At 37.1% G+C, this 23955-nt stretch carries 22 protein-coding genes; 15 read left to right on the forward strand and 7 right to left on the reverse strand.

Features of this window, described 5'->3' with window-relative positions:
- Window positions 1–68 precede the first annotated feature (68 nt).
- Both ACSVI6_RS01320 and ACSVI6_RS01325 read right to left on the reverse strand, forming a co-directional pair.
- Window positions 69–1709 (reverse strand): peptide ABC transporter substrate-binding protein, encoded by a 1641-nt coding sequence (locus tag ACSVI6_RS01320; RefSeq protein WP_491720783.1) that lies wholly within the window; start codon window positions 1707–1709, stop codon window positions 69–71.
- A gap of 305 nt (window positions 1710–2014) precedes the next feature.
- A complete protein-coding gene (locus ACSVI6_RS01325) occupies window positions 2015–3355 on the reverse strand; it encodes a dihydrolipoyl dehydrogenase family protein (RefSeq protein ID WP_491720784.1) in 1341 nt (446 codons plus the stop codon).
- Window positions 3356–3641: 286 nt separating this feature from the next.
- Here ACSVI6_RS01325 and ACSVI6_RS01330 point away from each other — a divergent pair, with 286 nt between their 5' ends.
- From ACSVI6_RS01330 to ACSVI6_RS01360, 7 genes are all read left to right on the forward strand, one after another.
- Window positions 3642–4154 carry a hypothetical protein gene (locus ACSVI6_RS01330; protein ID WP_491720785.1) on the forward strand — a complete coding sequence of 171 codons (513 nt, stop codon included), beginning with the start codon at window positions 3642–3644 and terminating at the stop codon, window positions 4152–4154.
- A gap of 18 nt (window positions 4155–4172) precedes the next feature.
- Window positions 4173–6242: an AAA family ATPase gene (locus ACSVI6_RS01335; protein WP_491720786.1), complete on the forward strand. Its 2070-nt coding sequence runs from the start codon at window positions 4173–4175 to the stop codon at window positions 6240–6242.
- A complete protein-coding gene (locus ACSVI6_RS01340; RefSeq protein ID WP_491720787.1) occupies window positions 6229–6669 on the forward strand; it encodes a hypothetical protein in 441 nt (146 codons plus the stop codon). Before ACSVI6_RS01335 ends, ACSVI6_RS01340 begins: the two co-directional genes overlap by 14 nt.
- A 57-nt stretch (window positions 6670–6726) precedes the next feature.
- Entirely contained in the window at window positions 6727–7545 is an 819-nt protein-coding gene (locus ACSVI6_RS01345) for a zinc ribbon domain-containing protein (RefSeq protein ID WP_491719875.1), read from the forward strand.
- 165 nt (window positions 7546–7710) lie between these two features.
- A complete protein-coding gene (locus ACSVI6_RS01350; protein WP_491719876.1) occupies window positions 7711–8235 on the forward strand; it encodes a GNAT family N-acetyltransferase in 525 nt (174 codons plus the stop codon).
- A gap of 75 nt (window positions 8236–8310) precedes the next feature.
- Complete coding sequence (locus ACSVI6_RS01355; protein ID WP_491720788.1) at window positions 8311–9054, forward strand: SDR family oxidoreductase; 744 nt, start codon at window positions 8311–8313, stop codon at window positions 9052–9054.
- Window positions 9054–9410, forward strand: a complete 357-nt coding sequence (locus ACSVI6_RS01360) for a MerR family transcriptional regulator (protein WP_491720789.1) — start codon at window positions 9054–9056, stop codon at window positions 9408–9410. Before ACSVI6_RS01355 ends, ACSVI6_RS01360 begins: the two co-directional genes overlap by 1 nt.
- 33 nt (window positions 9411–9443) lie before the next feature.
- On the opposite strand, the gene ACSVI6_RS01365 is transcribed toward ACSVI6_RS01360, so the two are convergent.
- The 3 genes from ACSVI6_RS01365 to ACSVI6_RS01375 all read right to left on the reverse strand — a co-directional run bounded on the left by ACSVI6_RS01365 (window position 9444) and on the right by ACSVI6_RS01375 (window position 12108).
- Entirely contained in the window at window positions 9444–10031 is a 588-nt protein-coding gene (locus tag ACSVI6_RS01365) for a TetR/AcrR family transcriptional regulator (protein WP_491716943.1), read from the reverse strand.
- Window positions 10021–10596 (reverse strand): TetR/AcrR family transcriptional regulator, encoded by a 576-nt coding sequence (locus ACSVI6_RS01370; RefSeq protein WP_491716944.1) that lies wholly within the window; start codon window positions 10594–10596, stop codon window positions 10021–10023. Before ACSVI6_RS01370 ends, ACSVI6_RS01365 begins: the two co-directional genes overlap by 11 nt.
- Before the next feature lie 162 nt (window positions 10597–10758).
- A complete protein-coding gene (locus ACSVI6_RS01375; RefSeq protein ID WP_491716945.1) occupies window positions 10759–12108 on the reverse strand; it encodes a glutamate--cysteine ligase in 1350 nt (449 codons plus the stop codon).
- Window positions 12109–12618: 510 nt separating this feature from the next.
- On the opposite strand from ACSVI6_RS01375, the gene ACSVI6_RS01380 reads away from it, so the two are divergent.
- Window positions 12619–13806 carry an amidohydrolase family protein gene (locus ACSVI6_RS01380; RefSeq protein ID WP_491720790.1) on the forward strand — a complete coding sequence of 396 codons (1188 nt, stop codon included), beginning with the start codon at window positions 12619–12621 and terminating at the stop codon, window positions 13804–13806.
- A gap of 87 nt (window positions 13807–13893) precedes the next feature.
- On the opposite strand, the gene ACSVI6_RS01385 is transcribed toward ACSVI6_RS01380, so the two are convergent.
- A complete protein-coding gene (locus ACSVI6_RS01385; RefSeq protein ID WP_491716947.1) occupies window positions 13894–14790 on the reverse strand; it encodes an ROK family protein in 897 nt (298 codons plus the stop codon).
- A 232-nt stretch (window positions 14791–15022) separates the two neighbouring features.
- Here ACSVI6_RS01385 and ACSVI6_RS01390 point away from each other — a divergent pair, with 232 nt between their 5' ends.
- From ACSVI6_RS01390 to ACSVI6_RS01405, 4 genes are all read left to right on the forward strand, one after another.
- A complete protein-coding gene (locus tag ACSVI6_RS01390) occupies window positions 15023–15916 on the forward strand; it encodes an ROK family protein (protein WP_491716948.1) in 894 nt (297 codons plus the stop codon).
- A gap of 24 nt (window positions 15917–15940) precedes the next feature.
- A complete protein-coding gene (locus ACSVI6_RS01395; RefSeq protein ID WP_491716949.1) occupies window positions 15941–17344 on the forward strand; it encodes a glucose-6-phosphate isomerase in 1404 nt (467 codons plus the stop codon).
- A gap of 249 nt (window positions 17345–17593) precedes the next feature.
- Window positions 17594–18043 (forward strand): GNAT family N-acetyltransferase, encoded by a 450-nt coding sequence (locus tag ACSVI6_RS01400; RefSeq protein ID WP_491720791.1) that lies wholly within the window; start codon window positions 17594–17596, stop codon window positions 18041–18043.
- Between the two features lie 3 nt (window positions 18044–18046).
- Complete coding sequence (locus ACSVI6_RS01405) at window positions 18047–18565, forward strand: GNAT family N-acetyltransferase (protein WP_491720792.1); 519 nt, start codon at window positions 18047–18049, stop codon at window positions 18563–18565.
- Window positions 18566–18679: 114 nt separating this feature from the next.
- On the opposite strand, the gene ACSVI6_RS01410 is transcribed toward ACSVI6_RS01405, so the two are convergent.
- A complete protein-coding gene (locus tag ACSVI6_RS01410) occupies window positions 18680–19015 on the reverse strand; it encodes an ArsR/SmtB family transcription factor (protein ID WP_491716952.1) in 336 nt (111 codons plus the stop codon).
- A 334-nt stretch (window positions 19016–19349) separates the two neighbouring features.
- Between ACSVI6_RS01410 and ACSVI6_RS01415 the strand changes: the two genes are divergently transcribed.
- The 3 genes from ACSVI6_RS01415 (at window position 19350) to ACSVI6_RS01425 (ending at window position 23705) form a co-directional block, all read left to right on the forward strand.
- Complete coding sequence (locus ACSVI6_RS01415) at window positions 19350–21101, forward strand: DUF262 domain-containing protein (RefSeq protein ID WP_491720793.1); 1752 nt, start codon at window positions 19350–19352, stop codon at window positions 21099–21101.
- 16 nt (window positions 21102–21117) lie between these two features.
- Window positions 21118–22959: a DUF262 domain-containing protein gene (locus tag ACSVI6_RS01420; RefSeq protein WP_491720794.1), complete on the forward strand. Its 1842-nt coding sequence runs from the start codon at window positions 21118–21120 to the stop codon at window positions 22957–22959.
- Window positions 22960–23063: 104 nt separating this feature from the next.
- The gene (locus tag ACSVI6_RS01425; RefSeq protein WP_491716955.1) at window positions 23064–23705 is read left to right on the forward strand and encodes a JAB domain-containing protein; all 642 of its coding nucleotides are present in this window, start codon (window positions 23064–23066) and stop codon (window positions 23703–23705) included.
- Window positions 23706–23955 lie beyond the last annotated feature (250 nt).

The following is a 23955-nucleotide window of genomic DNA, read 5'->3' on the forward strand; positions in this document are numbered from 1 at the left end:
TTAATCATTTTTAATTATACATGATTATGGTAATAAAAAAAGTCGCTCAATGAGCGGCTTTTTTAAAACTAATCTACGTATGCATGGGCAAAATCCCAAAGTGGACCGTTAGGGAAGTACTTAATCCCCTTGATATTGGACTTAATTACTTCAGGCATACTCTTTTGGTAAAGTGGAATTACCCCTTGATCTTTCATTAAGATCTTTTCAGCAGATACTAAATCATCCCACCGTTTTGCTGGATCATTGGCATCTTGATCCTTTGAACGTGCAACTAGTTCATCGTATTGTTTGTTCGACCACTTAGAAGTGTTGATCGCGTTACCGGTCACCTTAGTTTGAAGTGGTGAAACGGGGTCTGTGATGGATGGGTTCCAACCAGAAACACTGATTTGGTAATCAGACTTAAGTGTCTTACCTGTAACTGTGGTGTGTGGTAATAATTCGTTCGTAACCTTTAAGCCAGGTAGTTTCTGGAATTGGCTTTGAACAAATTCATTTACCTGTTTACTTGAATCATCATCACTATTTAGGATTGATACATTAAGGCTCTTGATACCAACTTCGCTTAGGCCTTGCTTCCATAGTTGTTTAGCCTTTGTTAGGTTGTAGCTAGAAGAATCTGGGACGTAAGCGGCATCAGCGAAGTCCTGCCCATTTCTAGATGCGAGCTTCTCTTGAACGAATCCCTTAGCAGCAAGCGATCCATCACCTAAGATATCATTTACTAATTGGTTTCGGTTGATCGAAAGTGAAAGGGCCCGTCTAATTTTCCAATTCTTGAATGCGGGAACTGTCGTTTGGTTAACAGAAAGGTAAACCATTGAAAGGGTGTTTCGGTTAACTAATTGCTTGCTATTTTTAAAGTTTTTAACTTGTTCTTTTCCAGAAAGTTGTAATTCATCCAATTTACCAGTTTGGTATTGGTTTAAACCAGTTTGTGGATCTTTAATAACGTGGTAGTTAATATTATTTAGCTTAGTGGCGCTAGCATTCCAGTAGTAAGGATTTTTCTTAAGCGACCATTTATCATTGCTACCAGTCCATTTGGTAACCGTGAATGGTCCATTGGAAACAATCTTTTGGCTAGTGGTTCCGTAACTGGATCCATATTGCTTAACCACGGCTTCGCTTTGGGCGTAGAAGATTGGTAGCGTAACTAACGTCTTGAAGTAAGTTTGTGGTTTTACCAAATTAAAGACGAGCTTGTATTTACCCTCTGCCTTAACCCCTAGGGTCGTTGGCTTTGCCTTACCACTTTGAATTGCATCGTATCCAGTAATGTTACCAAGGTAATAGGCCATTTGAGAAGCAGTCTTAGGATTGGCGCTTCTTTGGATCCCATATACGAAATCTTGGGCAGTCAACGGTTTACCATTACTCCATTTAGAGTGACGTAGGTTGAAAGTATATGTTTTACCATCCTTAGATACTGAATAACTTTTGGCGATCCCAGGCGAAACTTTATTTTCACCTGCAAGGACCAATAATCCCTGGTTGCTATTATAAAGGGTTTGATCACTAATTTGATCAACGGCTTTGGATGGATCTAGAGTGGCAATTGATGCAGGACTCATCCATTCCAAAGTCTTCTTGGAACTAGCATTAGAATCCGAAGAATTCTTGGTGTTGCTACACCCAGCTAACACCAATACTGCTAGTGCAGCTGTTAATCCAAATTGACTTAATTTTTTAAAACGGGTTGCCATAAAACTTCACTCCAATATATATAAATTAATTTTAACAAACAAAAAAGCCCCGTTAGGTGTCGACTAGCGACATCTAACGAGGCTTTTCTAAATTTTTCATGCTATTAATTAAGTGTGTTCAATTAATCTACTTATCTAGCACAAAAAGATTCTAGAAACATTGCAATCGTCAATGTCGACTAAAATTGAACACATACAAAATTCAGTTTTTGGGTCTACAAATAACATAGCAATATTTCCTCCGTTCGTTTTAAATTAATATTAATATATCATTAAGAAAATATTAAAGCAAGTGTAAATTTTAATTAGATTAAATTTTTCCAACCTTCATGCATGATCGAAGGGAATAGTGGCGCCAGTTGTTCCCTTTGTTCACGGTTGAGCTTCAGTGCGATTGCTGGTAAAACTCCATTAATGAAATCTTCGGCCTCTTCACTTACTTCAGTAGCACCAACTAGATGGTCATCATGATCAAAAATTAATGCTTGATCAGCAATCTGATCTTGAGTAATTTGTCGGAACCATGCTCCCGTAACGTCGCTTTCAACTAATTTGTATTGTTCGGGATGGGCCTTTGCTTCCTCAACTGATACCCCAGCTTCAGCGATGCGAGGTGATGTAAATGTCACGGTCGGAACCACGTAGGGCTGCATGTCCTTGTCAGTATCGCCCATGATAAAGTGGGCGATGTAATTAGAATGATGAGTTGCGGTCGGGGTCAACTTAGGTTGGTCGGTATCAGCAACATCACCTGCGGCAAAGATATTCGCAATGTTGGTCTGCATCTTACCATTAACCTGAATCCCATGGTCACTATAATTAATTCCTAGTTCATCTAGTCCATAACCAGTAAGGTTGGGATTCCGTCCGGTAGCATCTAAAATCCAATCGGTAGCTAATTTTTGGCCATCTCGATATTCAACAACGAGTTGGTCATTCTCCTGAGTAATACCAGTTACGTTTGCGTTGGGGATGAATTTAACGCCACGCTTAGTGAGGTCATCGACTACCTTTTGAACGTATGGTTCATGAAATTTACGTAACGCGCGGTTACCGTGCATCATGATGGTGACTTCGCTACCGAATGCATTGGCAATCGTTGCAAATTCCATGCTGATGTAGCCAGAGCCGATGATCGTCATTCGTTTGGGGAGCGGTTCAAGGTCTAAGAAATCCTTACTATCATGAGTCAATTCAATTCCTGGTACGTTTAATTTATTTGGGTGCAGCCCAGTTGCAATTACGAATTGATCCGAAGTGAATTTGTGCCCATCAATGTCGACAGTATGGGAATCCAATAACTTAGCCCAGCCCCGAATGACATCGATGCCCGCATTGACGAATCGTTTTTCCATATTCTTATCTAGCGGTCTAATCACTTGATGCTTATGTGCCATGTTAGCATCCCAGCTCATTTTTAAATCGCCCCGTGCGATCTTAGCCAATCGTTCCTGGGTTCTAGCTAGTTCAACGGCACCATCTAAAACGACCTTAGCGTTACAAGCCCAGTTCGCACAGGTGCCACCGACGCGTTCAGCTTCGATTTTAGCAACTTTGTAGCCATTTCGAACTAGTAGTGACGCCCCGTCCGAAGCATGCCCTGCGCCAATGAACATTACATCGTAATCGTATTGTGGATTCTTCATGCTGCTTCCTCCTTAATATATCTACCTACAAAAAAGGAGCGTTATAATAGCGCTTCTTTTTGGTTATTCGCTGAATCATTTCAACTGAATAATATTGGGGGTTAATAAATATCAATTAACATCTTTCATGATATCACAAAATAGATTGTGTACAAGGTATTTGTTTGCTTTCGTCCCATTAACCTACGATACCATTCCACTAAACATTTAGATAATTAACTTTGCACACTTACTAGTCTTATAATAAAATTATATTAAGTTAAATTATATATGGGAGTGGTTGTTTATGGGTGATAAGCCAAGATTTGGCACTTATTCTGATAATGATGATGATCAAAATAAATCGCGATTACATAGAAAAGTTAATAATAGTTCTAGGCTTAACAATCGGAACAAAAATGGTCATATAGCAGTCCTTGAATGGATAATCAATGTTTTTAAAATGCAACCACTAAGCTTTTGGTTGGTTCAATATGGTTTCGGAATCATTGGTTTTATTATTTATGGCTGGTTTTTTATTAATTCAGGAATATATAATTTATTGAATTTGGTATTATATCCATTTACAGTTACGATTTTAAGAGAAATTGGCAGCAAAGTTGGTGATAGTAGCACTTTTAGCCAAATGTTTTTTGCATCATCGCTCTCGTTATCAGTTAATGGTCTGGGCTCCCGTGCCGTTATTATCTGGATTTTGATAAAACTATTTATCTTTATGTTGAGATATGCCTTTAGTTTTTTGACGGGGATATTTGGATTAATTTATATCGTTGTGCAAGCAAGGAGATTTTATAAGTAATTGGGGGGAGTGATATTAATGAAACATGTAATTTTAGTGGGTGATGGTTTTGGGAAGTGCCATAACCTTAAGGATGCAATTAATCAAGCTAAAAGTGGTGACCGCATTATTTTAGATCCAGGTGAATACAAGATTGATAACTTGGAGATTCCGCATAAAGGTTATGTTGAACTTTGTGGTAATGGTAATTCTCCAGATGATGTTATTTTGCATACGCACTTGATTATCAATGGTGGTGGTACAGCAAAGCTGGAAAAAATAAGCTTAATTAACGAAGGCGCACAATATAATCTATGTAATATTAAAAATGATAGTAAGCTAATCGCAGATAATGTTGCCTTTGAAAGCAATGCTGATAGTAACTATCCGCTGCTTTGGCTTGAGAACAGCAGCTGCATTCTGACTTCCTGTAATGTAAAACATAAAGATAATGGTAATGGAATTTGTGCCATCAATGATAGTTATGCGTTAATCTCTAATTGTGATATTACTAAACCACACGTTGCTAGTTCTAAATTGGAAATACAATCTAGTAAAGTTCATGGAAGAATTAATGTTAAAGATAATGGATTATTAGAATCGGACCACTTGTATTTAGGCGACGGTCCTAAGGAAAGTGAAGGTTCTGAAAATAATGATATAATTTTAATCAAGAATCACTCAGTTGTTAATATTAAGACATTGGAGCTATTTGATGATTTTTCAGAAGGATTGATTTTTGACAGTGATTTAAATATTAATGTTACTAAGCCTGAGAATTCCTTTGGCACTATTAGTAATAATAACTGTAATGTTAATGTTCCAGGATCAATTAATTTAAAATTAAATCAACCGACCCCCCTAAATGATGAAAAAATTAATGTTCCTGAAGATAATCTAGACGAACTAGATGCCACTGATGAACCAGCAATTGATCAATTACATCAAATGATTGGATTGCCAAATCTGAAAAAGCAAGTTGATGCATTTATAAAAGTTACCAAGTTCAATCAAAAAAGAGCAGCTCAAGGGGCGAAAACGACTAATCAATCTTTACATTCAGTATTCCTTGGTAACCCTGGAACTGGTAAGACCACCGTTGCTAGGTTAGTGGCGAAGGTAATGTTTGAAGAGGGTGTATTGCCAAAAGCAAACTACGTTGAAGTAAGTCGTCAGGATTTAGTGGGCCAAACGGTAGGCTCAACTGCTCCTAAGACCCAAGCAGTATTAGAAAAAGCCAACGGGGGCGTATTATTTGTTGATGAAGCCTATACCCTTTTTAAAAGTGGGGGGAGTGATTTTGGGCAAGAAGCGGTTGATACGATCCTTAAGTACATGGAAGACCATCGTGATACGATTATGATTATTTTTGCCGGGTACATGAAAGAAATGAATGATTTCTTGAACATGAACCCTGGCTTATCTTCTCGGATACCAAATAAATTTTATTTTGATGATTATAAGCCAGATGAAATTGCCAAAATTGGAATCTTATATCTTCATGATCATGACTTTAATGTTGATGAAGAATACTATGCCAATGCAATTAAGGAAGCATTCAAATCTAATAATGATAATAGTAACGGAAGATGGGTTCGTAATTTTAATGAAAAATTGATTTCAACCTTTATTTCTAATCAAACCAATGATGAATCTGAAGATGTTCCGACAATTAAAAATTCCGATATTGATGAATTGACAGGTGGTAATAAACAACAGAAGGGGCAAGAAGTAGACGCCTTGTTGGATGAATTGAACTCAATGATCGGATTACAAAAGGTTAAGGATTTTGTGAACAATTTAGTCAATCAAGTTAAATTGGAGCAAAAACTAAAGGGTAAAATCCCCGAAGATAATGCTACTTATCACATGATTTTTTCTGGGGCACCTGGAACGGGAAAGACCACCGTTGCTAGAATAATTGCTAAGTTATTCTACAATTTAGGGATTTTACCTAAGGATACCGTGACCGAAGTATCACGCCCTGATTTGGTTGGAGGATATCTTGGACAAACCGAGTTAAAGACTAAAAAGGTAATTAGAGATGCAATGGGTGGAGTTTTGTTCGTTGATGAAGCTTATCAATTAACGAATAGTGGTTACCCGTAGTGACTACGGGAAGGAAGCCATAGAAACGTTTATTACTGAATTAGAAAATAATCGTGATAAATTCATTGCAATTTTTGCCGGGTATACTGACGATATGAACAAATTTCTCGATGCCAATGAGGGACTCCGTTCTAGAATTCCATTAACGTTGGAATTTGATGACTACACACCTGAAGAAGTGGCGCAGATCGTTAAAGCCATTATTGATAAAGACTGGCAAGTAAACGATAAATTATTAACATCGATCGTTGCTAATAAGTATGAACAGCTGCCCCAAAACGAACGTTCAAACGGTCGTTGGGCCCGTAACTTTGCGCAAAAATTGGTCAAAGAGCAAAAGGTTTGGTTGGGTGAGCACCTAGATGAAGTTGGGGATGACTATCTCCATATTCAAGATAGCCTGTTAATTGAAAGTATTAGGTGGTAATATTCATTGTCTCATGTTATATGGAAATAAATTGAAACTGATCTGGAGGGAATTATAATGAAAAAATGTCCTAGATGTGGCGATTTAGTAAGTGAAGATACGCGCTTTTGTCCCAATTGTGGTTATCAATTTAACGAATCAGCAACAAGCAGTGCGGAACATCATATTTATGATTCTGCTGAGCAAAATGATAACCTTGCCGAAGGGGCTAGAAACGTGAACGTTTCCAATGGCGAAGAACAAAAGCAACCAAAAAGCAAAGCGAATAAATTGGTGATTACATTAATCACAGTGATCGTCATCTTGGTCCTGATTGGAATTGGTGCTGCTTACATCTTCATATTTAGTCCAGGTAACAATAATTCAGCAACACAAAATAGTGCTAGTTCCAGTAGTTCATCTAGTAGCGCTTCTGCTAGCAGTAGTTCTTCAGTTAGTACCAGTTCTGCTGATAATAGCCAATCGAACAGTACCTCTAACGTTACGATCTCTGCTGATGATGCCAATGACGTTTTAGGGAACTTATTTAGTTCAGTTAGTGAAGATGTTTCTGACAGTGGGAATGCAAGTGATATTGCCGATAGCTTTGTTGATGGAACTGCCAATAGTAGCTACCAAGATATGAATGGTTGGGTCAAATTACAAAGTGGAAACTCTAACGTAGCCTCCGTTAATATTGAAGTGCAGAATTTAACTACTCGTGGCAACGTGGCAAGTTTCCAGGCTAAGTATGATTTTGAACAAACTGGTGGTCAGCCAGACCATATTCAAATCTATGATTTTACTGCCAAGATGATTGATAATGGTGGTGAATTAAAGATTCAAACCTTAGCGGGAGCCTCTAAACCAACATCCGATTATGATGAAAACAACTAATGAAAAAAGCTGCTTACGGTTAAATACCGATGCAGCTTTTTTTATTTGCGGTAATTTTGAACGGATTTGGCATCTCATGTGCTGAAGCATTTAACATCTTAAATTATAATCGTTATTTTTAAATAAAAATTTGATATAATTATAAGGATAGTGAAAAACAAGGAGATGTTTAATATCGAGGCTTCAATCGAACAATGTACCGTAAATGATGTTCGCCAACTACAATCAATTAGTCGCAATACCTTTGCTGACACTTTTGGCGCAGATAATACCCCGAAGGACATGGCTAGATATTTAGAAGCAGCATATAATATCGACAAGTTAACGAAAGAAATTCAAAATCCTGATTCATTCTTTTACTTTATTAGGGTGGATCAAGAAGTTGCCGGATACCTGAAATTAAATATGGGTCCTGCCCAAACCGAAGCAATGGGGCCTGATACCTTAGAAATCGAACGAATCTACGTTGAATCCGCATATAAGCACCAAGGACTGGGGAGCCAATTGTTTGCTAAGGCGCTCTCGGAAGCAAAACAACACCATAAGACTGAAATTTGGTTGGGCGTTTGGGAACATAATGAAAATGCGAAGGGTTTTTATGCGCACAAGGGCTTTGTGCCATTTGGTGACCATGTCTTTATGGTCGGATCTGATAAGCAACGTGATATTTTAATGAAAAAGACACTTTAAACGAAGCCTTTTTATTTGCTCTATAGTTAACTATAAGGTTTATGATATTGATAAATATAAAGGAGGTTATTGAATATGACTTTAAAAGATAAGGTAATTGTAATCACGGGAGCTAGTTCTGGAATGGGTGCTGCAACGACCAAGTTAGCCGTTGATCAGGGAGCCAAGCTAGTAATTGGTGCACGAAACGCTGAAAAGTTAAACGCTTTAAAGCAAAGTACTAGTCATCCAGAAAATGTGATTGCTAAGGTAACCGATGTTTATCAATTAGACCAAGTTGAGGCATTAGTAAAAACTGCTGTTGATGAATTTGGTAAATTAGATATTATTTACAACAATGCTGGGATTATGCCCCAAGATACAATTGCCGATAGTGACCCTAAGAGCTGGCAACAAATGGTTGATACCAATATCATTGGGGTCTTGAATGGAATCAAGGCCAGTCTTCCCCAAATGCATAAGCAGGGACATGGGTTAATTATGGCCACTGATTCAGTTGCTGGACATGTGTTATACCCAGGTTCTGCAACTTATAATGGGACTAAGTTCGCTGTTCGTGCAATTATGGAAGGCCTGCGCCAAGAAGAACATGGCAATGGTATCAAGACGGGGATCATCTCACCAGGGGCCGTGAATACGAATTTGTTCGATAGTGTAGGGAACGAAGAAATCGCAGCGAACTTAAGAAAAATGGTTGCGAATAAGAACATGGCATTAAGTCCTGAAGACGTTGCAAATGCAGCAATTTTCATGATGAGTCAACCAGACACGGTAGATGTCAATGAAATTCTTGTTAGACCAACTGGACAAAGCGTTTAATGCGAATCAATCAGGTTGCCAAGCAATTTAACGTGTCACCACAAACCCTTCGTTATTGGGAACGTATCGGGTTATTAACCGATGTCAATAAGGATCGGAGTGGTTATCGTGATTACAATAATGTTAATTTAGAGCAATTAAATTTTGTAATTTGCATGCGTGGCACGGGGATGCCAATTGTAATGCTTCAAGAATATTTAAGGTTGTTTCAGCAGGGACAATCAACAATTGATGATCGAAAAGCCATTTTAATCGCACAATTGAAAAATATTGATCACCAGATGGTATCTTTGCGTAAGGCTAAGCAACTCCTAAAATATAAAATTGAACATTACGATGAACTATTTAAAAAATAAAAAGATAACGATTAATTTAATCGTTATCTTTTCTTATTTATAGGGTTCATTTCTTAAATAGTTGTAGTGGGTATGCTTGTTTAGCAAATCGTAAAATTGAATTCCACAGATTTCTTTGAACAGTAACTGGAAATTTTGATAGTACATTGGAATTTCACTGTCTAACCAAACGGTAAGGATATCAATAATGTTGCTAACAACCAATTTTAACTGATAATGATTAACGTTTGGCATTAGTGTTGTCACTAAATAAATTGCCCGTTCTCTAACGAATGATAGCCAAATTTCTTTCGCATCGCAGGTCTGCAGAATCTTTAAGCGATCACGTTCCTCATAAATAATCGGAATTACTATTTCCACAAAAATGTCTAAGAGATTGCGCGGGGTGATTTTCTGAATCCCCATTGAATTAATTTTATGATAGTAATTTTTAACAATAAGGTTTAAAAAATCTTTTTCAAATCTTTTGAGAATGTCAATTTTATTATTAAAATGTTTATAAAACGTACTTCGCGAAACATTAGCAGTATAAATAATTTCACTATCTGTAATTTCAGTCAATGACTTTTGATTGATTAAAATTAAGAAAGCATCAATGATTTTGCCCTCATTACCTTGCATTTAAAAATTCAGCTCCTTCCACAATTCCATTAATTGAAGAGTTAATTAATTTATTTAACTTTAAGTTGATCGTGTCATAGTCTGAGGCTGATTTTTCTTGAATCCAAATTTCAATTGCAGAAGTGGTAAACATTGTAACTAGTTGCATAATTAAATTACTTACTTGGTGTTTGATCATGGTCGTAAGCAACGCGTCGTACAACTCCTTTTGTAGCGGATCCTTCCAGAGGTAATTTAATTTAGATCGATCGAGGTCATAAAGTAATTCCAGATTTTCATTGAAGACGGGTAATAAAATTTCAAGCAACAGTTTAGTATATTGATTAACATTCTCAATTTTATCAAAAACACTATCCTCAATTTTCTGGTTGATAGGGATGATCATTTTAGTTTCAATTGTTTTACTGATTGCATTGATTATATCTTCACGATAGGTAAAGTAATTATAGAAGGTTCTTTTTGAAATTTTAGCTTTTTTAATAATATCATCGTTGCTAATTTCAAAAATGGACTTTTCTTGAATTAAATCAAAAAAAGATTTGATAATTTTAGTTTTGGTTTCCAATTTAACAAACGCTCCCTAAATAATATTGTTAATATTATAATCTCAATTAGATAGTGGTCAACTAAAATTATAAAATAAAAAAATTACAAAAAAAAGAAGCGATTCAATTACTAACAACAAATTTAACATTTGACTGTGCTAGTGATTGAGCGCTTCTTTTTATTATACTTCCCAGCTGCCACCAAAAAGATATTCTTTTAAGTCCTCTGCAGATGGATTATCTTCAAACCCACGGAATGGCTTTAGTGCTTGGAGGGCACCATCTTGGTATTCACGGCCGAGCTTAACAGCATATTCAACTAATGAATTATCCTTGATCTTTTCTTGAAGTTGACCACTAGGGGTAAGGCGTGGATATTTAACCCGTAGTTCCATATCTTGAATAATTTCTTGATATTCAGGGCCAGCTTGAATTGAATTAACAAAAAATTTTAATTGCCGAATCAATGATGCAGCATGTAATTTATACGTACATTCATCTGGCTTTTCTAGTGCCACATTATCATTCATTTCATTAGCTCGGTCAAGCGTTTTAACAACTTCGCTCGGCTTTAGTGATGGACTCATGATAAAGTAAGTGGCCATTAATCTTAGGAATCGGATGGTACCCGTTCTGATACCGACTGAGCTACTTGGATCCAAATCTAACATTCTGAGTTCGATATATTGAATCCCAGACTTTTTCATCTTATCCAAATCATTATCACCACGGAGTCTTACGGGTCCTTGACCTTCTGCGGTGGTTAATAAAGTCTTATTTTTAACGGCTTCATTCATTGAATCAACATAGGTATCTAAGTTAGTGTAGTCAGCAAAGAACTTAGCCCCAAATCCGAAACTGGTGCTTTGCCGTAAACTACGGACGGGATGTTTAGGACGATTATCACTGTCAAAGTAGTTTTCTTCAGCGATTGGACTAGCACCGAATAGATATGTAATTAACCACCGATATCTAATGAATCCTTGCGCCATCGTCATGTACAAGTAGTTCTTAACTTCTTGTTCAGACTTAAACCGATTTGGAAAGTTCTTATAGATAATGCTAATAATGTGTGGACGAATACTTAAATTAATGTGGGTACCACAAGGAGCCCCTTCAGAAATACTGTGTTTTTTTAACCATGTTTCGAAGTATTTTTGTTTCTTAGGAGTGGTGTGGGCAATGAGGGTCTTATCCTTAACCTTAGGCATGATTGGTGGCATCGATAATGGCCATAAAATTTCACCAGGAGAAAGGGCAGTCCGTAATGAAGTATTGATCCCGTATAAGTAGTGAACCGCATCAATGGCGTTTTTAGCAGGAGGGGTAACGACCTCAGACATTGCCTCTAGAAAATCGTTAGTTATCCATGGGTTGGTGGTTTCATCACCAATGGTGTTTGGATATGGTTCTGTACTTAGGTGGCCAGTTTCATCGGCACGATCCATTTCAACTTCCAGACCCATTTTAAAGTCTGATGTTTTTGAAACGGCTTCGTTTTCAAATATAACTTGTCCAATTTTACTAAACATAATAATTCCTCCCTTGACTGACTATAGTTATGGATAATGATATTACTAAAATAATTATAAGTAAAATTAATTTTTATGATTGTTAGATTAAATTAAGTAATTTGATTAAAAGAACACTGATATATCAATTTTATTATGAACTATAATTTAATCATTAGTTTTTTTAATGTATCTTTACTGTAAATTAGATTGACTTATTAATGATTGGTAGATAGAATATTAGACATTATTAAGATAATAAAGATGTAAATTAATTATATGGATTCAGTTATTAGTTCTATTCAGCGAGCACTGTTGGATGGAAGGGTGTTAGAGCTAATGACTTAAAGATTGATTATTATTGTTCGTTTTACGAGATGAACTGGTGGTGCCCATTATCGCACGACAGAATTTACTGTTTCTGTATGAGATGGCATCTGTGAAGATGACTTAAAATTGGGTGGTAACGCGTTCGAACGTCCCTTAGCTAAATGCTAAGGGGCGTTTTTGATTCGAAGGGAGTTTTGATAAATGAGTAAGATAGGATTTAAGAATGCAAACATTTTTGATGGGGTGAATAATGAGATTCAAAGGGCAGCTTGGATGGTCGTTGATGATCAAAGTGGGCGAATCGAACAAATTGGTTCGGGAACGATGCCAACGACTGATCAAGTAATTGATGTGGGCGCCAAGTACATAATGCCTGGAATGATCAATGCCCATACTCATATTACGGATGACCCATCAGAGAGTGACGGTGGGGTGAAAAACATTACTGAGACGATCGTTGATGCAATTCATTTCATGCATCAGTTTTTAAAGTCTGGTTGTACTTATATTCGACAGTGCGGGAGTACTTATGGAGTCGATATTCAAATTAACGACTTAATTAAAAAGGGAAAAATCAAACACGTTCCCAATATGATGGCTTCTGGTCGAGCATTTACCATGACTGGTGGGCATGGTGATTATCCGCATGGTGGCTACATTGTTGACTCTGAAGATGAAATGCGCAAAAAGGTGCGGGAAAATTTCAAATTAGGTGCTGACAGCATTAAAGTTATGGCTAGTGGCGGTGTAATGTCACCGTGGGATGCGATGGATGAAGCTCAATTGACCGTTGATGAAATTAAAGTGGCCGTTTATGAGGCTCATAACAAACATGCGATCATTGCTGCACATGCAGAAGGGACTTCATCGATTCAAAATGTAATTGATGCGGGTGTTGATTCGATTGAGCATGGCTTTTATGTAACTGAAAAGCAAGTTGAAGAAATCAAGCAACGGGGCATCTACATCGTCCCAACGATTACTGCCGCTTGGTCAGTGGTTACGTATGGTGCAGATGAATTACCGAAGTGGGAACATAAGAAGATGAATGATGCAATTGAAGATGTTTATTCTAATATTCGGATGGCATATGAACATGGTGCCAAGATTGCATTAGGAACTGATGCTGGGACGCCATATAATGATTTTACAATTACGACACCAAAGGAATTAGAGTTATTAGTTGAAAAGGAAGGTTTCACGAACTTTGATGCCTTGTATACTTCCTATCGTGCCGCTGAATTGATGCAAATCGATAAGGACTATGGTTCGATTGAGAGCGGTAAGGTTGCTGATTTTCTAATTATTGATAACGATCCACTTACTGATATAAAGGCGGTTCAACAAGTTGATAAGGCCGTCTATAAAAATGGAATTAGGGAATTTTAAGGTTAAAAGGTTTAAAATTATAACTTTGCCAATGCAGAAAAAAGGCATCCATTTCTGGATGCCTTTTAATTTTGCAATGTGAACAATTTATTCGCTATACGAGTCTGATTCTGAATAATAAGCACGTTTGGCTAATGAAAGATTTCCAATAATCGATAACTTCCGATTCGAATTGGAAGGAGCGACGATGTAATCATCGATCGAACCAACGTCAACGTAGTTATTTAACACCTTAGCGAATTGTTTTTTGATTTTTTCGAGCTCAACTTCGTTAACGATGTCGCCACCGATAATAATTTTTTGTGGACGGACCATTAACGTTGCTTGGACCGCCGATTGTGCAATGTAATAAGCACAAATATCCCAAATGGGGTTGAACATCGAAATTTCCCGATAACTTTTTCCAAAGCGGGCTTCAAATGCTGGCTCAGATACTAAGCCCTCTAAGCAATCGCCCTGGTAGGGACATGTTCCTGGAAAGGTTTGATCATCTGGATGGCGTTCTGGATAAATATGGCCAATTTCAGGACTACCTTGATAGCCAATTAATTCGCCATCGTTCACGATTCCAGCACCAACCCCCTTACTAATGGTAATATATACTAGTGATAAGACGGGGTCGTTTTTTAAAATTGAAATAATGTATTCACCATAGGCAGTACTATTTACATCGGTGGTGAATGACATTGGTAACTTGAGATACTGTTTGAGGGTTCCTAATAGGTTCACATTGGACCAGTTCTTGCGCGATGAGTCCATAATGTAGCCATACTTGGAAGAATAATTTCTTAATTCGAGGGGGCCAAATGATGAAACCCCGATTGCTTTAATTTGATCGAAGCCCTGAAAATAGTTCACGACTTTTCTCAACGTCTCTTTGGGATCTAATAGTGGAAAATCAACTTTGTCTTTGATGTCGACATGTCCATCACCAACGGCACAGGTTACTTCATTATCGCGAAATTCAATACTGCCTAATAGCATGAGACGATTCCTCTTTTCACAGGTTAATTTAAAACATTTGATAGTTTAAAAATAGCACATTAAGAAAGCGCTTTCAATTATTTTGCCCTAAAAAAAGAAAAAATAAAAAAAGAAGGTGCTTTTTATTGAAAACGCTTTCAAGTAATGCTATCTTTTACTTGTAGAAAAGAAAAATTCTATTGATTGAAATAAAAATAAGTAAAATAATTTGAACCAATTAGAGGTGGTTACAATGTTATTTGGAAGTATTGAAGCCGGTGGAACTAAGTTCGTTTGTGCAGTCGGCAATGAAGATTTTGAAATTAAAGATAGCATCCATATTCCTACAACGACCCCATCGGAAACGATCGGGCAATGTGTTGAATATTTTAAAAAATTTCCAGAAATTAAGGCGATTGGGATTGCATCATTTGGCCCAATCGAAGTGCGGGTAGATAACCCAAAGTATGGCTATATTACTGATACGCCTAAAAAGCACTGGTCAAATACCAACTTTTTAGGAACCATGAAGAAGTACTTTGACGTCCCAATGTATTGGACGACTGATGTTAACGGTTCTGCATATGGTGAATACATCACCTCGATTAAAAATCATAATCCAGTGCATTCATTAGTTTACTACACCATTGGGACTGGAGTTGGGGCTGGGATCGTTAATAACGGTCACTTCTTAGGCTACATTGGCCACCCTGAAGCTGGGCACGTTAAAATGAAGCGTGCAGAAGGTGACAAGGACTTCAAGGGAATTTGTCCTTACCATGGTGATTGTTTGGAAGGGCTTGCCGCAGGGCCTACTTTCGAAGCACGGACTGGTAAGAAGGGTCAATTCGTACCATTGACTGATCCTGCATGGGATTACGTTGCTTACTACGTTGCTCAAGCCGCAGTTCAAGCAACGCTGTTCATCCGTCCTGAACGCATCATCTTTGGTGGGGGAGTCGTAAGTGAAGAGTTCTTGGATATGGTACGCGTTCACTTCAAGAACATCTTTAACGACTATGTTGCCGTGGGTGACTTGAATGAATACATTCAAATGCCTAAGGTAGCCCACAATGGTTCGGCCACCGTTGGGAACTTTTCGTTAGCACTCAAGCAATACTACAAGGAAAATATCGTTAAAATTTAATATAATCTGTATGAGGTGATTGTAATGACAAATGTATCATTTGATGAATCAGCATTAACAAACTTTGTAGCACCAAACGAACTTAAAGAAATTAAGCCAATGTTAGACACTGCTCGTGATGAATTAGTCAACGGGACGGGAGTGGAAAGCCAAATGCGTGAATGGCTTACCCTTCCAAAGGACTATGATAAGGAAGAATTTGCGCGGATTCAAAAGGCTGCTAAACAAATTCAATCCGACTCGAAGGTCCTTGTCGTAATTGGAATTGGTGGTTCATACCTTGGTGCAAAGATGGCATTAGATTTTCTTCACGATAATTTCTATGAAGCAACTCCTGATGACCAACGTGAATTTCCACAAGTGATTTTTGCAGGGAACTCAATTAGTGGCTCATACGTTAACGACCTTGTGAAGTTGATCGGCGACCGTGATTTTTCAGTGAACGTCATTTCAAAGTCTGGGACCACCACTGAACCTGCAATCGCATTTCGGGTGTTTAGAAAGTTATTAGTTGAAAAGTATGGTGAAGCTGCTGCTAAGCAACGAATCTACGTTACCACTGATGCTAAGAACGGTGCGTTGAGACAAGAAGTTAAGGCTAACGGTTACGAATCATTCATTATTCCAGATGGAATTGGTGGTCGTTACTCAGTCCTTTGTCCAGTTGGTTTATTACCAATCGCAGCTTCTGGTGTGGATATTAAAGAATTAATGCAAGGGGCTGCTGATGCACAAGACTACTACAATGCTAAGCCACTTGCTGAAAACGGGGCACTCCAATACGCTGCATACCGTAACATTCTTTATCGGAAGGGTTACACTAACGAAATCTTGGAAAACTATGAACCAAACCTACGTTACCTTTCAGAATGGTGGAAGCAACTTGCTGGTGAAACAGAAGGAAAGGACAATAAGGGGATCTACCCAAGTTCTGCTAACTTCTCTACTGACCTGCATTCATTAGGTCAATACATTCAACAAGGGGTTAGAAACCTAATGGAAACCGTTGTGATGGTCGACCAACCAGCTTCTGACGTTGACGTGCCAAAGACTGGTGATAACGGTGATGGAATCGAATACCTTGAAGGAAGAACGATGAACTACGTTAACAAGAAGGCCTTTGAAAGTGTGATTCTAGCCCACACTAACGGTGGCGTACCTAACATGGTCGTATCCGTTAAGGACCAAAGTGCTTATAGCTTAGGTGAATTGATCTACTTCTTTGAATTCGCGATTGCTGTTTCAGCTTACTTGAACGGCATTAACCCATTCAATCAACCAGGAGTGGAAGACTACAAGCAAAACATGTTTGCATTGCTCGGCAAGCCTGGTTACGAAGATTTGAAGCACCAAATTGAAATTAATGCGGCTGCTAAGAACCAAAAGCAAGCCATTAATAGTCAAGAATCAAAAGACGCTGCTAAGTAGTGTGATTAGAATTAAAAAAGCCCAGCTAATGTTAGCTGGGCTTTTTGTATGCAATGGTAGTTGAACAGCGCTATAATATTAATAATTATTTTAAAGGGAGGGTTGGTCAATGCATTCAAATCTTTTGAAGTTATTGCTACTTGCTAAAAAAATGAAAATTATTGTGATTGTAATTGACCGCCTTCGAGCGGTGTTAAAACCGATTTCTGTTGAATTTGGAATCGAATAAGATAGAAAGAGGTTTTAACGATGAAATGGATTTGTAAACGTTTTGATGAATTAACGAACCACCAGATTTGGGAAATGTACCACATTCGTGCTGAAACGTTCTGTGTGGAACAAAACCGCACGACCGTTGATGCAGATGAACAAGACCTGACTGCCTACCACGTGATGGGCTTTGATGATCAAGGCAAGTTGGTTGCGTATGCCCGATTTTATGAAGTCGATTGCGTGCTAGACTTTGGAAGGGTATTGACCGTTCCTTCCGTTCGTGGAACTGGAATGGGTAAACAGCTCATGGACTATTTGTTGGACCAAATTGAACGGGTATATCCAGGGCATCGTAAAATTGTGATTACCGCCCAGGAAGATAAACAGGGCTTTTATGAAAAATTTGGATTCAAGACCCAGGGGGATGTCTTTATTCATGCCCAGACCCCTCACATTACAATGGTTAAAGAAGCACGGGAGGAATAATGAATGGCTGATGTTTATATTCGGAAGGGTACACTAGCTGACTTGCCAGCAATTATGCAGGTCATTAATGATGCTAAGCAGTTGCTAAAGGAAAGTGGGAGCACTCAGTGGCAAGCTGGTTATCCATACGAATCGACTTTACAAGCAGATATTGAAAATGGGATTAACTACGTTTTAATTGATGCTGGTGAGATTGCGGGAACGGCATCGTTACTATTTGATGTTGAACCCACTTACCATGATATTGATGGAGCTTGGCAAAAGCCGACCGATCGCTATTCCACGATTCATCGGATTGCAATTGCCAGTAAGTTTCGTGGTCAGCACCTTAGTTCCTACTTTCTATCCAACTTAATTACGGTGACTGCCATTAATGGGATTCAAAATGTTCGTTTTGATACTCATCGACTGAATAAGGCAATGCAAGCTGCTGGAGAGCGTTTTGATTTTAAATACCGCGGGATTGTTGAAGTTAATAATACTGATGATCCAAAGCGCTTAGCTTACGAATTGAATCTATAAGATTTAATAATTGGTTGAACATAATTAATAAGAAAATCAAGATAACTTTATGATTCAATGTTTCACGTGTAACAATAAAATCTAGTTAATCAATCAAGTTGCTTTGCAATTCTATTACTTTCCGTGGCCAACCCCACGCATAACATGATCAGAATGTTCAACTGCTTCATTAATAATGTCAAAAATATGCGGATCATCAACTTTGTATTCTTTGGACTTGCCGACTTGCTTGACGCTGACCAGTTGGAAGTCACGCAAAATTTTTAATTGATGCGAAACGGCTGATTGCTCAAGTCCTAGGGCAACCACCAATTGGTTCACCGTTTTAGCCTCGTTATCTAATAGGTATAAGATTTTTAAACGGTTAACGTTACTAAGCATTTTAAAGATAGATTGAACTTCTAATAAATGTTGTTCGTCAATTTTAAATTTCGAGTTCAAATGAATCACCCCTCATATTAATAATATATTATCAAAAATTGCAATTGCAAAACAACTTCTTAAAGAATGTTAAAAGAAATTTACATTGCCTTAATTCCTTTCGTTTATGGCAAAAATATAGTATCATTATTGATATACCAGTATGTTAATACAGGACAATATTAATTCATGGTATATCTAAGGTCGATTCTCCATCAGGGAATTAGGCCTTTTTTTCGTGCCTTCAAATATTCCAAACTATTTTCATCCTTGATCTAGCACACTGGATCTAACTTTGATAAAATTTATTTAGATAGAATGAATACAGTTGATCCAAAAAAATATATACATATGGGGTGTAAGAATGGATTTTAGAGAAAAGGTTAATCCAAGTGTGCAGAGTATTTCCGATGTTTTTAGTATGAATCGTTATCGGATTCCTAGTTATCAACGGGGTTATTCATGGGAAGATGACCAAGTTTTAGATCTGTGGGAAGATTTGATGGAAGTTGTAGATGGGGCTCGTGATTCTCACTTCTTTGGTCAGTTAGTAACTTTTGATACGGAAGATAGTCGTCAAGAGATTATAGATGGACAACAAAGAATCACTACCAGCCAATTATTACTTGCCGTGATCAGTAAGCATGCCAATCAAATTCAAAACGAATTATTTGATAATAATAATGATACAAATCGAAACTTGATTGGTTTAATTACTACCATTACATCAGCTTTGAATAATGCTTTAGATAGTGGGAACCGATTAACGATTAGTAAGTCTAGCGATGAAAGCGGCGTCCAGGATGCTTTCAATAATTTGTTGCGCAATGGACTTGTTATTAATAATCCTTCATCTAATAAGGCCATTAATAACATGAAGAATACCTATCAAAAATTTGATACTAAAATTAGTGGCGAATTGAAAAAGATGAACTTAATGGAGCAAGCTAAACGCTTGAGTGCCATTTATGATGCATTTTACAATCGCTTTTATGTTGTGAAGGTTCTAGCACCCAATAGACAGGATGCGTTTACGATTTTCCAAACTTTAAATAGTCGCGGAGCTGACTTAACTGCATCTGATATTATCAAGAGTCACATTATTTCCCTAATGAGTGTTAATAATGGCGAACCCAACCAATCAAGTGGCTCTGAATCGGCAAGTTCCGAATGGAATATTGTTGATAGAACCCTGGGCAGTGATAGTAAAAAAATCAATAATTTTATTCGCTCCTATTGGGGAGCAAAGGTTGCCCATGTAACTGAAAATAAATTGTATCGGAAGGTCATTAAGGCAATAAACACGCAAGCGGATGCGCAAGAATTTCTAAAAGAGACCTCTGACTTAGTACATCTATACAAGTTGTTGAAGGACTATGGCAATCGGAAGGAATATAAAAATCCGCGAATTAATTACATCTTAAGTATTTTAAGTAAGGCTAATTTTACCCTTTACTATCCAATTATGCTCTCACTAGCACATAATAAATTTTCTGAAGATACGATCCTAAGGGTGCTATATAAGATAATTTCGATATTTGTAAGATATCGTTTAATTTGCAACAAGACGACGAATTCATTGGAAAATGGTTTTTCAAATGTAGCAATTAAAATCTGGAACGGTGAGTTGAATAATTCTGATGCAATCGTAGCAGATTTGAATCGATATAACGTTAGCGACAATGAAGTTAATTCTTCATTTACTAACTGTCATAAAGAGGGCTCTTCAACTGGTCAAAAACGTTGGGTTTTAGATTATTTGTTAGCTAGTATTTATGAATTCACTTTTGAAGATGTTTTTAAATCAGACATTGAAATGTATGATACTGTTTTTGCCAAAAATGATTACGTCCCAATGCATATTAATGAAGAAATTGAACCTGAGGATCTGAGAAACTATCTGGGGAATTGGGTAATTATAGAAAATACGATTTATTCTAATCCATCTAAAAAATATAATATTCAAGAAACGGTGGCAATGCTTGAAAAATCTAGTTTGAAATCTAATAAAAGGCTAGCTGATCAAATTAAGAACAATGATTACCAATGGAACTTATCAGATATTGAAAATATGCAAAAAGAATTAGGTAAAAATGTAACCAGTATCTGGTATTAAAGTGGGGAGATATTAAATGAGTAATTATGATTATAAAAACTTATCTTATTCTAAGGACTTAAGAGATATTCAAATTCCCAAGTTTCAACGTTCATTAGTTTGGAAAAAGCATCAAAAAATTGATTTATTGACTACTTTGCATCGTGATTTTCCATTCGGTTCCCTGCTTATTACCCCGATTCAGGGAAGTGATAAGAAGTATAATTTGCTCGATGGGCAACAACGCCTATCTACAATTAAGGATTATGATAATAACAAGATCAAGTATTGGAAGGAACTGGATAAGCAACATTATTTAGACTTATTTAATCGATTCAACCAAATTCTAAAGGAAACTGATGTTAAACCGCTTAAGCAAAAGGACTTTGACTCATTAATTGATAATGAATCAGAGGTTAGTCATTGGCGGAAAGACATGATTGAAAAGGTTAAACGAGAAGATAATGACGAAAAGCGGATTAAACTTTATGAGGCGTTCGATGAAACCATTTTGCCCTTTATTAATCTGGTAAGTAATGAAGTGAGGGACTATATTGACTTAGACCATTTAGATATTCCAGTCCTAGAATTTACTGGCGATGAGGTTGACCTACCAGAAGTATATGAGAATCTAAATAAGGGTGGGGTCCCATTAAACAAGTATGAAATATTGAGTGCTTCTTGGTTTGATGAAAAGATTGTTATTCCTAAAAATAGTTTACATGGAAATGAAATATTGAACTTAGTCAAAAATTACTATAATGAATTAATTCAAGATGGTACTTTTGCAATTTCTGATTTTTCGGAAGATGATATCACAAGGACTCGTGAGATAAACCTAGCTGAATTCGCCAAGGCGTTGGGGGCGTTGGTCGTAAACAACTTGCCAGCACTGATTAAATCCACTTCTTCGGTGATTGATGAAATTGGCTTTGGCTTAATGGGCATTATTACAAATGTTGATAATAAGCGGATCGCAATCATTCATAATAAAAAGGGCTTCATTCAAAAAAACATTAATCCCATTGTTGATAAAGCGTATGTATTTGCAAAGCGAATTAATGCGATGTTCGAGAGAATCCTAAATAAAAATATTTTTTACTCCGATGATGGGCATGCTAAAAAAGATGAGTATGCATATGGTTTATCATCAACATTTAAAGTTCTTTCCTATTTTGCTAGTATGTGGGATTTAGATGAAAGCGATGTTAAGAAAACGCTAGACAATATTCCGGCGTATTATGTATATGATAGTATTGCCAAGGTATGGAACGGGCATGGTGATACGCGGTTATTTGATTACTATAGTAGTAATATGCGTAGGAACTACCTTGAGCCGATTGATACCAAAACATTTCAGACTGCATTTAAAGCATGGATTATAGACAATCCCAATGTTCATGTTAAATTTAACGATGAAGTGAGAGCACTAATTACGATTCACGCTAACTTAACGTACCTTAAATCTGGGGTGCCAACATCTGAAGACTACGAATTTGAGCACGTGATCCCAAGGGCACGGATTCTTAAATATGATGCAAAGCCAAATTTTACGCATATTGCTAGTTTAGGGAATGGGATGTTTTTACCCAAAAAATTAAATAATAAAAAAAGTTCTAATACGCTATATGAATATAATATTAAAAATCCAGACTTTGACTACAGTTCTTTAATTAAGGAATCTGATTACTTTTCAAAGAATCAATTTAATAAAATTTTTCTGGAACTTGAGAATAAACAGTTTAATCAAGTTAACGAATTAATTGACAAGCGTTCTGAAGAAATGGCGAAAAGCATTATTGAGGGATTGGATGCACGGAATAATGTATTTCATCGGACTGCTCCTAAACAGGATTCTAACAAGTTAAGCCGCTATTAGGATTGAAAAAATTTATAAGTGTAATTCCCGACATTTTGCCTGAACTCGTGTATAATAAAAAACAGTCGCGCTTCTAAGGATTTTGTGAAGGAGAATGATTATATATGGCAAACTTATCAGATTCCCAGATTTTACAGTCACTTTTGCATTTAAGCGATCAGCAGGTTGAAACTGCATTTAAGCATAATCCGAACCTGCTGCAGCTAATTGCCACAAAACATTTAGACCGTTCATATTTAAATGATGAACAGCTTGAACAGTGGAAACTGATCCGTCAGCTATATTACCGTTGTAATGACGAATCACTTAACTTTGGTCGAAAACTAATTGACATTGATGACTTCACTGATCGATTAAAGCAATATTATCACGGGAAACGTTATGAAGAAGCCATTGTATACGGCATTCAGGGTGATGGTAAATTAGTCGATTATGTATCCGTTGGAAACGGGAGAGGTGAAAAGGCGGTCATTAACGTCCAAGCAATTGTTGAATTTGCTGCTGAATCACGTTCTGATGCGATTATTTTTGTTCACAATCACCCATCACCAGTAGATAGCGCTGAGCCTTCTAAAGAGGATATTGAGACCATGAAACTTATAAAGCAACTCCTTGATATCTGTGGCGTTCCATTAATTGATAGTATTATCTTTTCTGGGAATGATAGCTACTCCTTTGCGCTTGAAACTGACCTTCTTGGTAAGAACTTTAAGGGACATTCAAGACATTCAAAGGGGGACGCCTAGTTTGCTCACGCACCTAAAAAATGTATTTGGCAGACCGGTTATTATCATCTATGCATTAATGGCTGGAATCATTCACTTTATTTTATTACAAATTCCGTTTAACTTCGGTGGCAAACTAATGCCTAGTAATATGATGTTGATGGTTAATATGATTTGCTTTCCATTCTGTTATATGGATCTTAAAGTAATCCCAAATTTAAAGCTTGAAGAAATGTGGCATGATTTCAGATTATGTTTGAAAGATCCCGAT

It is taken from the genome of Nicoliella sp. ESL1106 (assembly GCF_058509965.1).

Bases quoted from the DNA above. Each gene is read 5' to 3' on its own strand.
- ACSVI6_RS01375 (WP_491716945.1), bottom strand. From the start codon at position 12,108: ATGTTTAGTAAAATTGGACAAGTTATATTTGAAAACGAAGCCGTTTCA.
- ACSVI6_RS01420 (WP_491720794.1), top strand. From the start codon at position 21,118: ATGAGTAATTATGATTATAAAAACTTATCTTATTCTAAGGACTTAAGA.
- ACSVI6_RS01390 (WP_491716948.1), top strand. From the start codon at position 15,023: ATGTTATTTGGAAGTATTGAAGCCGGTGGAACTAAGTTCGTTTGTGCA.
- ACSVI6_RS01330 (WP_491720785.1), top strand. From the start codon at position 3,642: ATGGGTGATAAGCCAAGATTTGGCACTTATTCTGATAATGATGATGAT.
- ACSVI6_RS01385 (WP_491716947.1), bottom strand. From the start codon at position 14,790: ATGCTATTAGGCAGTATTGAATTTCGCGATAATGAAGTAACCTGTGCC.
- ACSVI6_RS01325 (WP_491720784.1), bottom strand. From the start codon at position 3,355: ATGAAGAATCCACAATACGATTACGATGTAATGTTCATTGGCGCAGGG.
- ACSVI6_RS01320 (WP_491720783.1), bottom strand. From the start codon at position 1,709: ATGGCAACCCGTTTTAAAAAATTAAGTCAATTTGGATTAACAGCTGCA.
- ACSVI6_RS01380 (WP_491720790.1), top strand. From the start codon at position 12,619: ATGAGTAAGATAGGATTTAAGAATGCAAACATTTTTGATGGGGTGAAT.
- ACSVI6_RS01395 (WP_491716949.1), top strand. From the start codon at position 15,941: ATGACAAATGTATCATTTGATGAATCAGCATTAACAAACTTTGTAGCA.
- ACSVI6_RS01415 (WP_491720793.1), top strand. From the start codon at position 19,350: ATGGATTTTAGAGAAAAGGTTAATCCAAGTGTGCAGAGTATTTCCGAT.
- ACSVI6_RS01405 (WP_491720792.1), top strand. From the start codon at position 18,047: ATGGCTGATGTTTATATTCGGAAGGGTACACTAGCTGACTTGCCAGCA.
- ACSVI6_RS01365 (WP_491716943.1), bottom strand. From the start codon at position 10,031: ATGCAAGGTAATGAGGGCAAAATCATTGATGCTTTCTTAATTTTAATC.
- ACSVI6_RS01425 (WP_491716955.1), top strand. From the start codon at position 23,064: ATGGCAAACTTATCAGATTCCCAGATTTTACAGTCACTTTTGCATTTA.
- ACSVI6_RS01355 (WP_491720788.1), top strand. From the start codon at position 8,311: ATGACTTTAAAAGATAAGGTAATTGTAATCACGGGAGCTAGTTCTGGA.
- ACSVI6_RS01345 (WP_491719875.1), top strand. From the start codon at position 6,727: ATGAAAAAATGTCCTAGATGTGGCGATTTAGTAAGTGAAGATACGCGC.
- ACSVI6_RS01335 (WP_491720786.1), top strand. From the start codon at position 4,173: ATGAAACATGTAATTTTAGTGGGTGATGGTTTTGGGAAGTGCCATAAC.
- ACSVI6_RS01360 (WP_491720789.1), top strand. From the start codon at position 9,054: ATGCGAATCAATCAGGTTGCCAAGCAATTTAACGTGTCACCACAAACC.
- ACSVI6_RS01350 (WP_491719876.1), top strand. From the start codon at position 7,711: ATGTTTAATATCGAGGCTTCAATCGAACAATGTACCGTAAATGATGTT.
- ACSVI6_RS01400 (WP_491720791.1), top strand. From the start codon at position 17,594: ATGAAATGGATTTGTAAACGTTTTGATGAATTAACGAACCACCAGATT.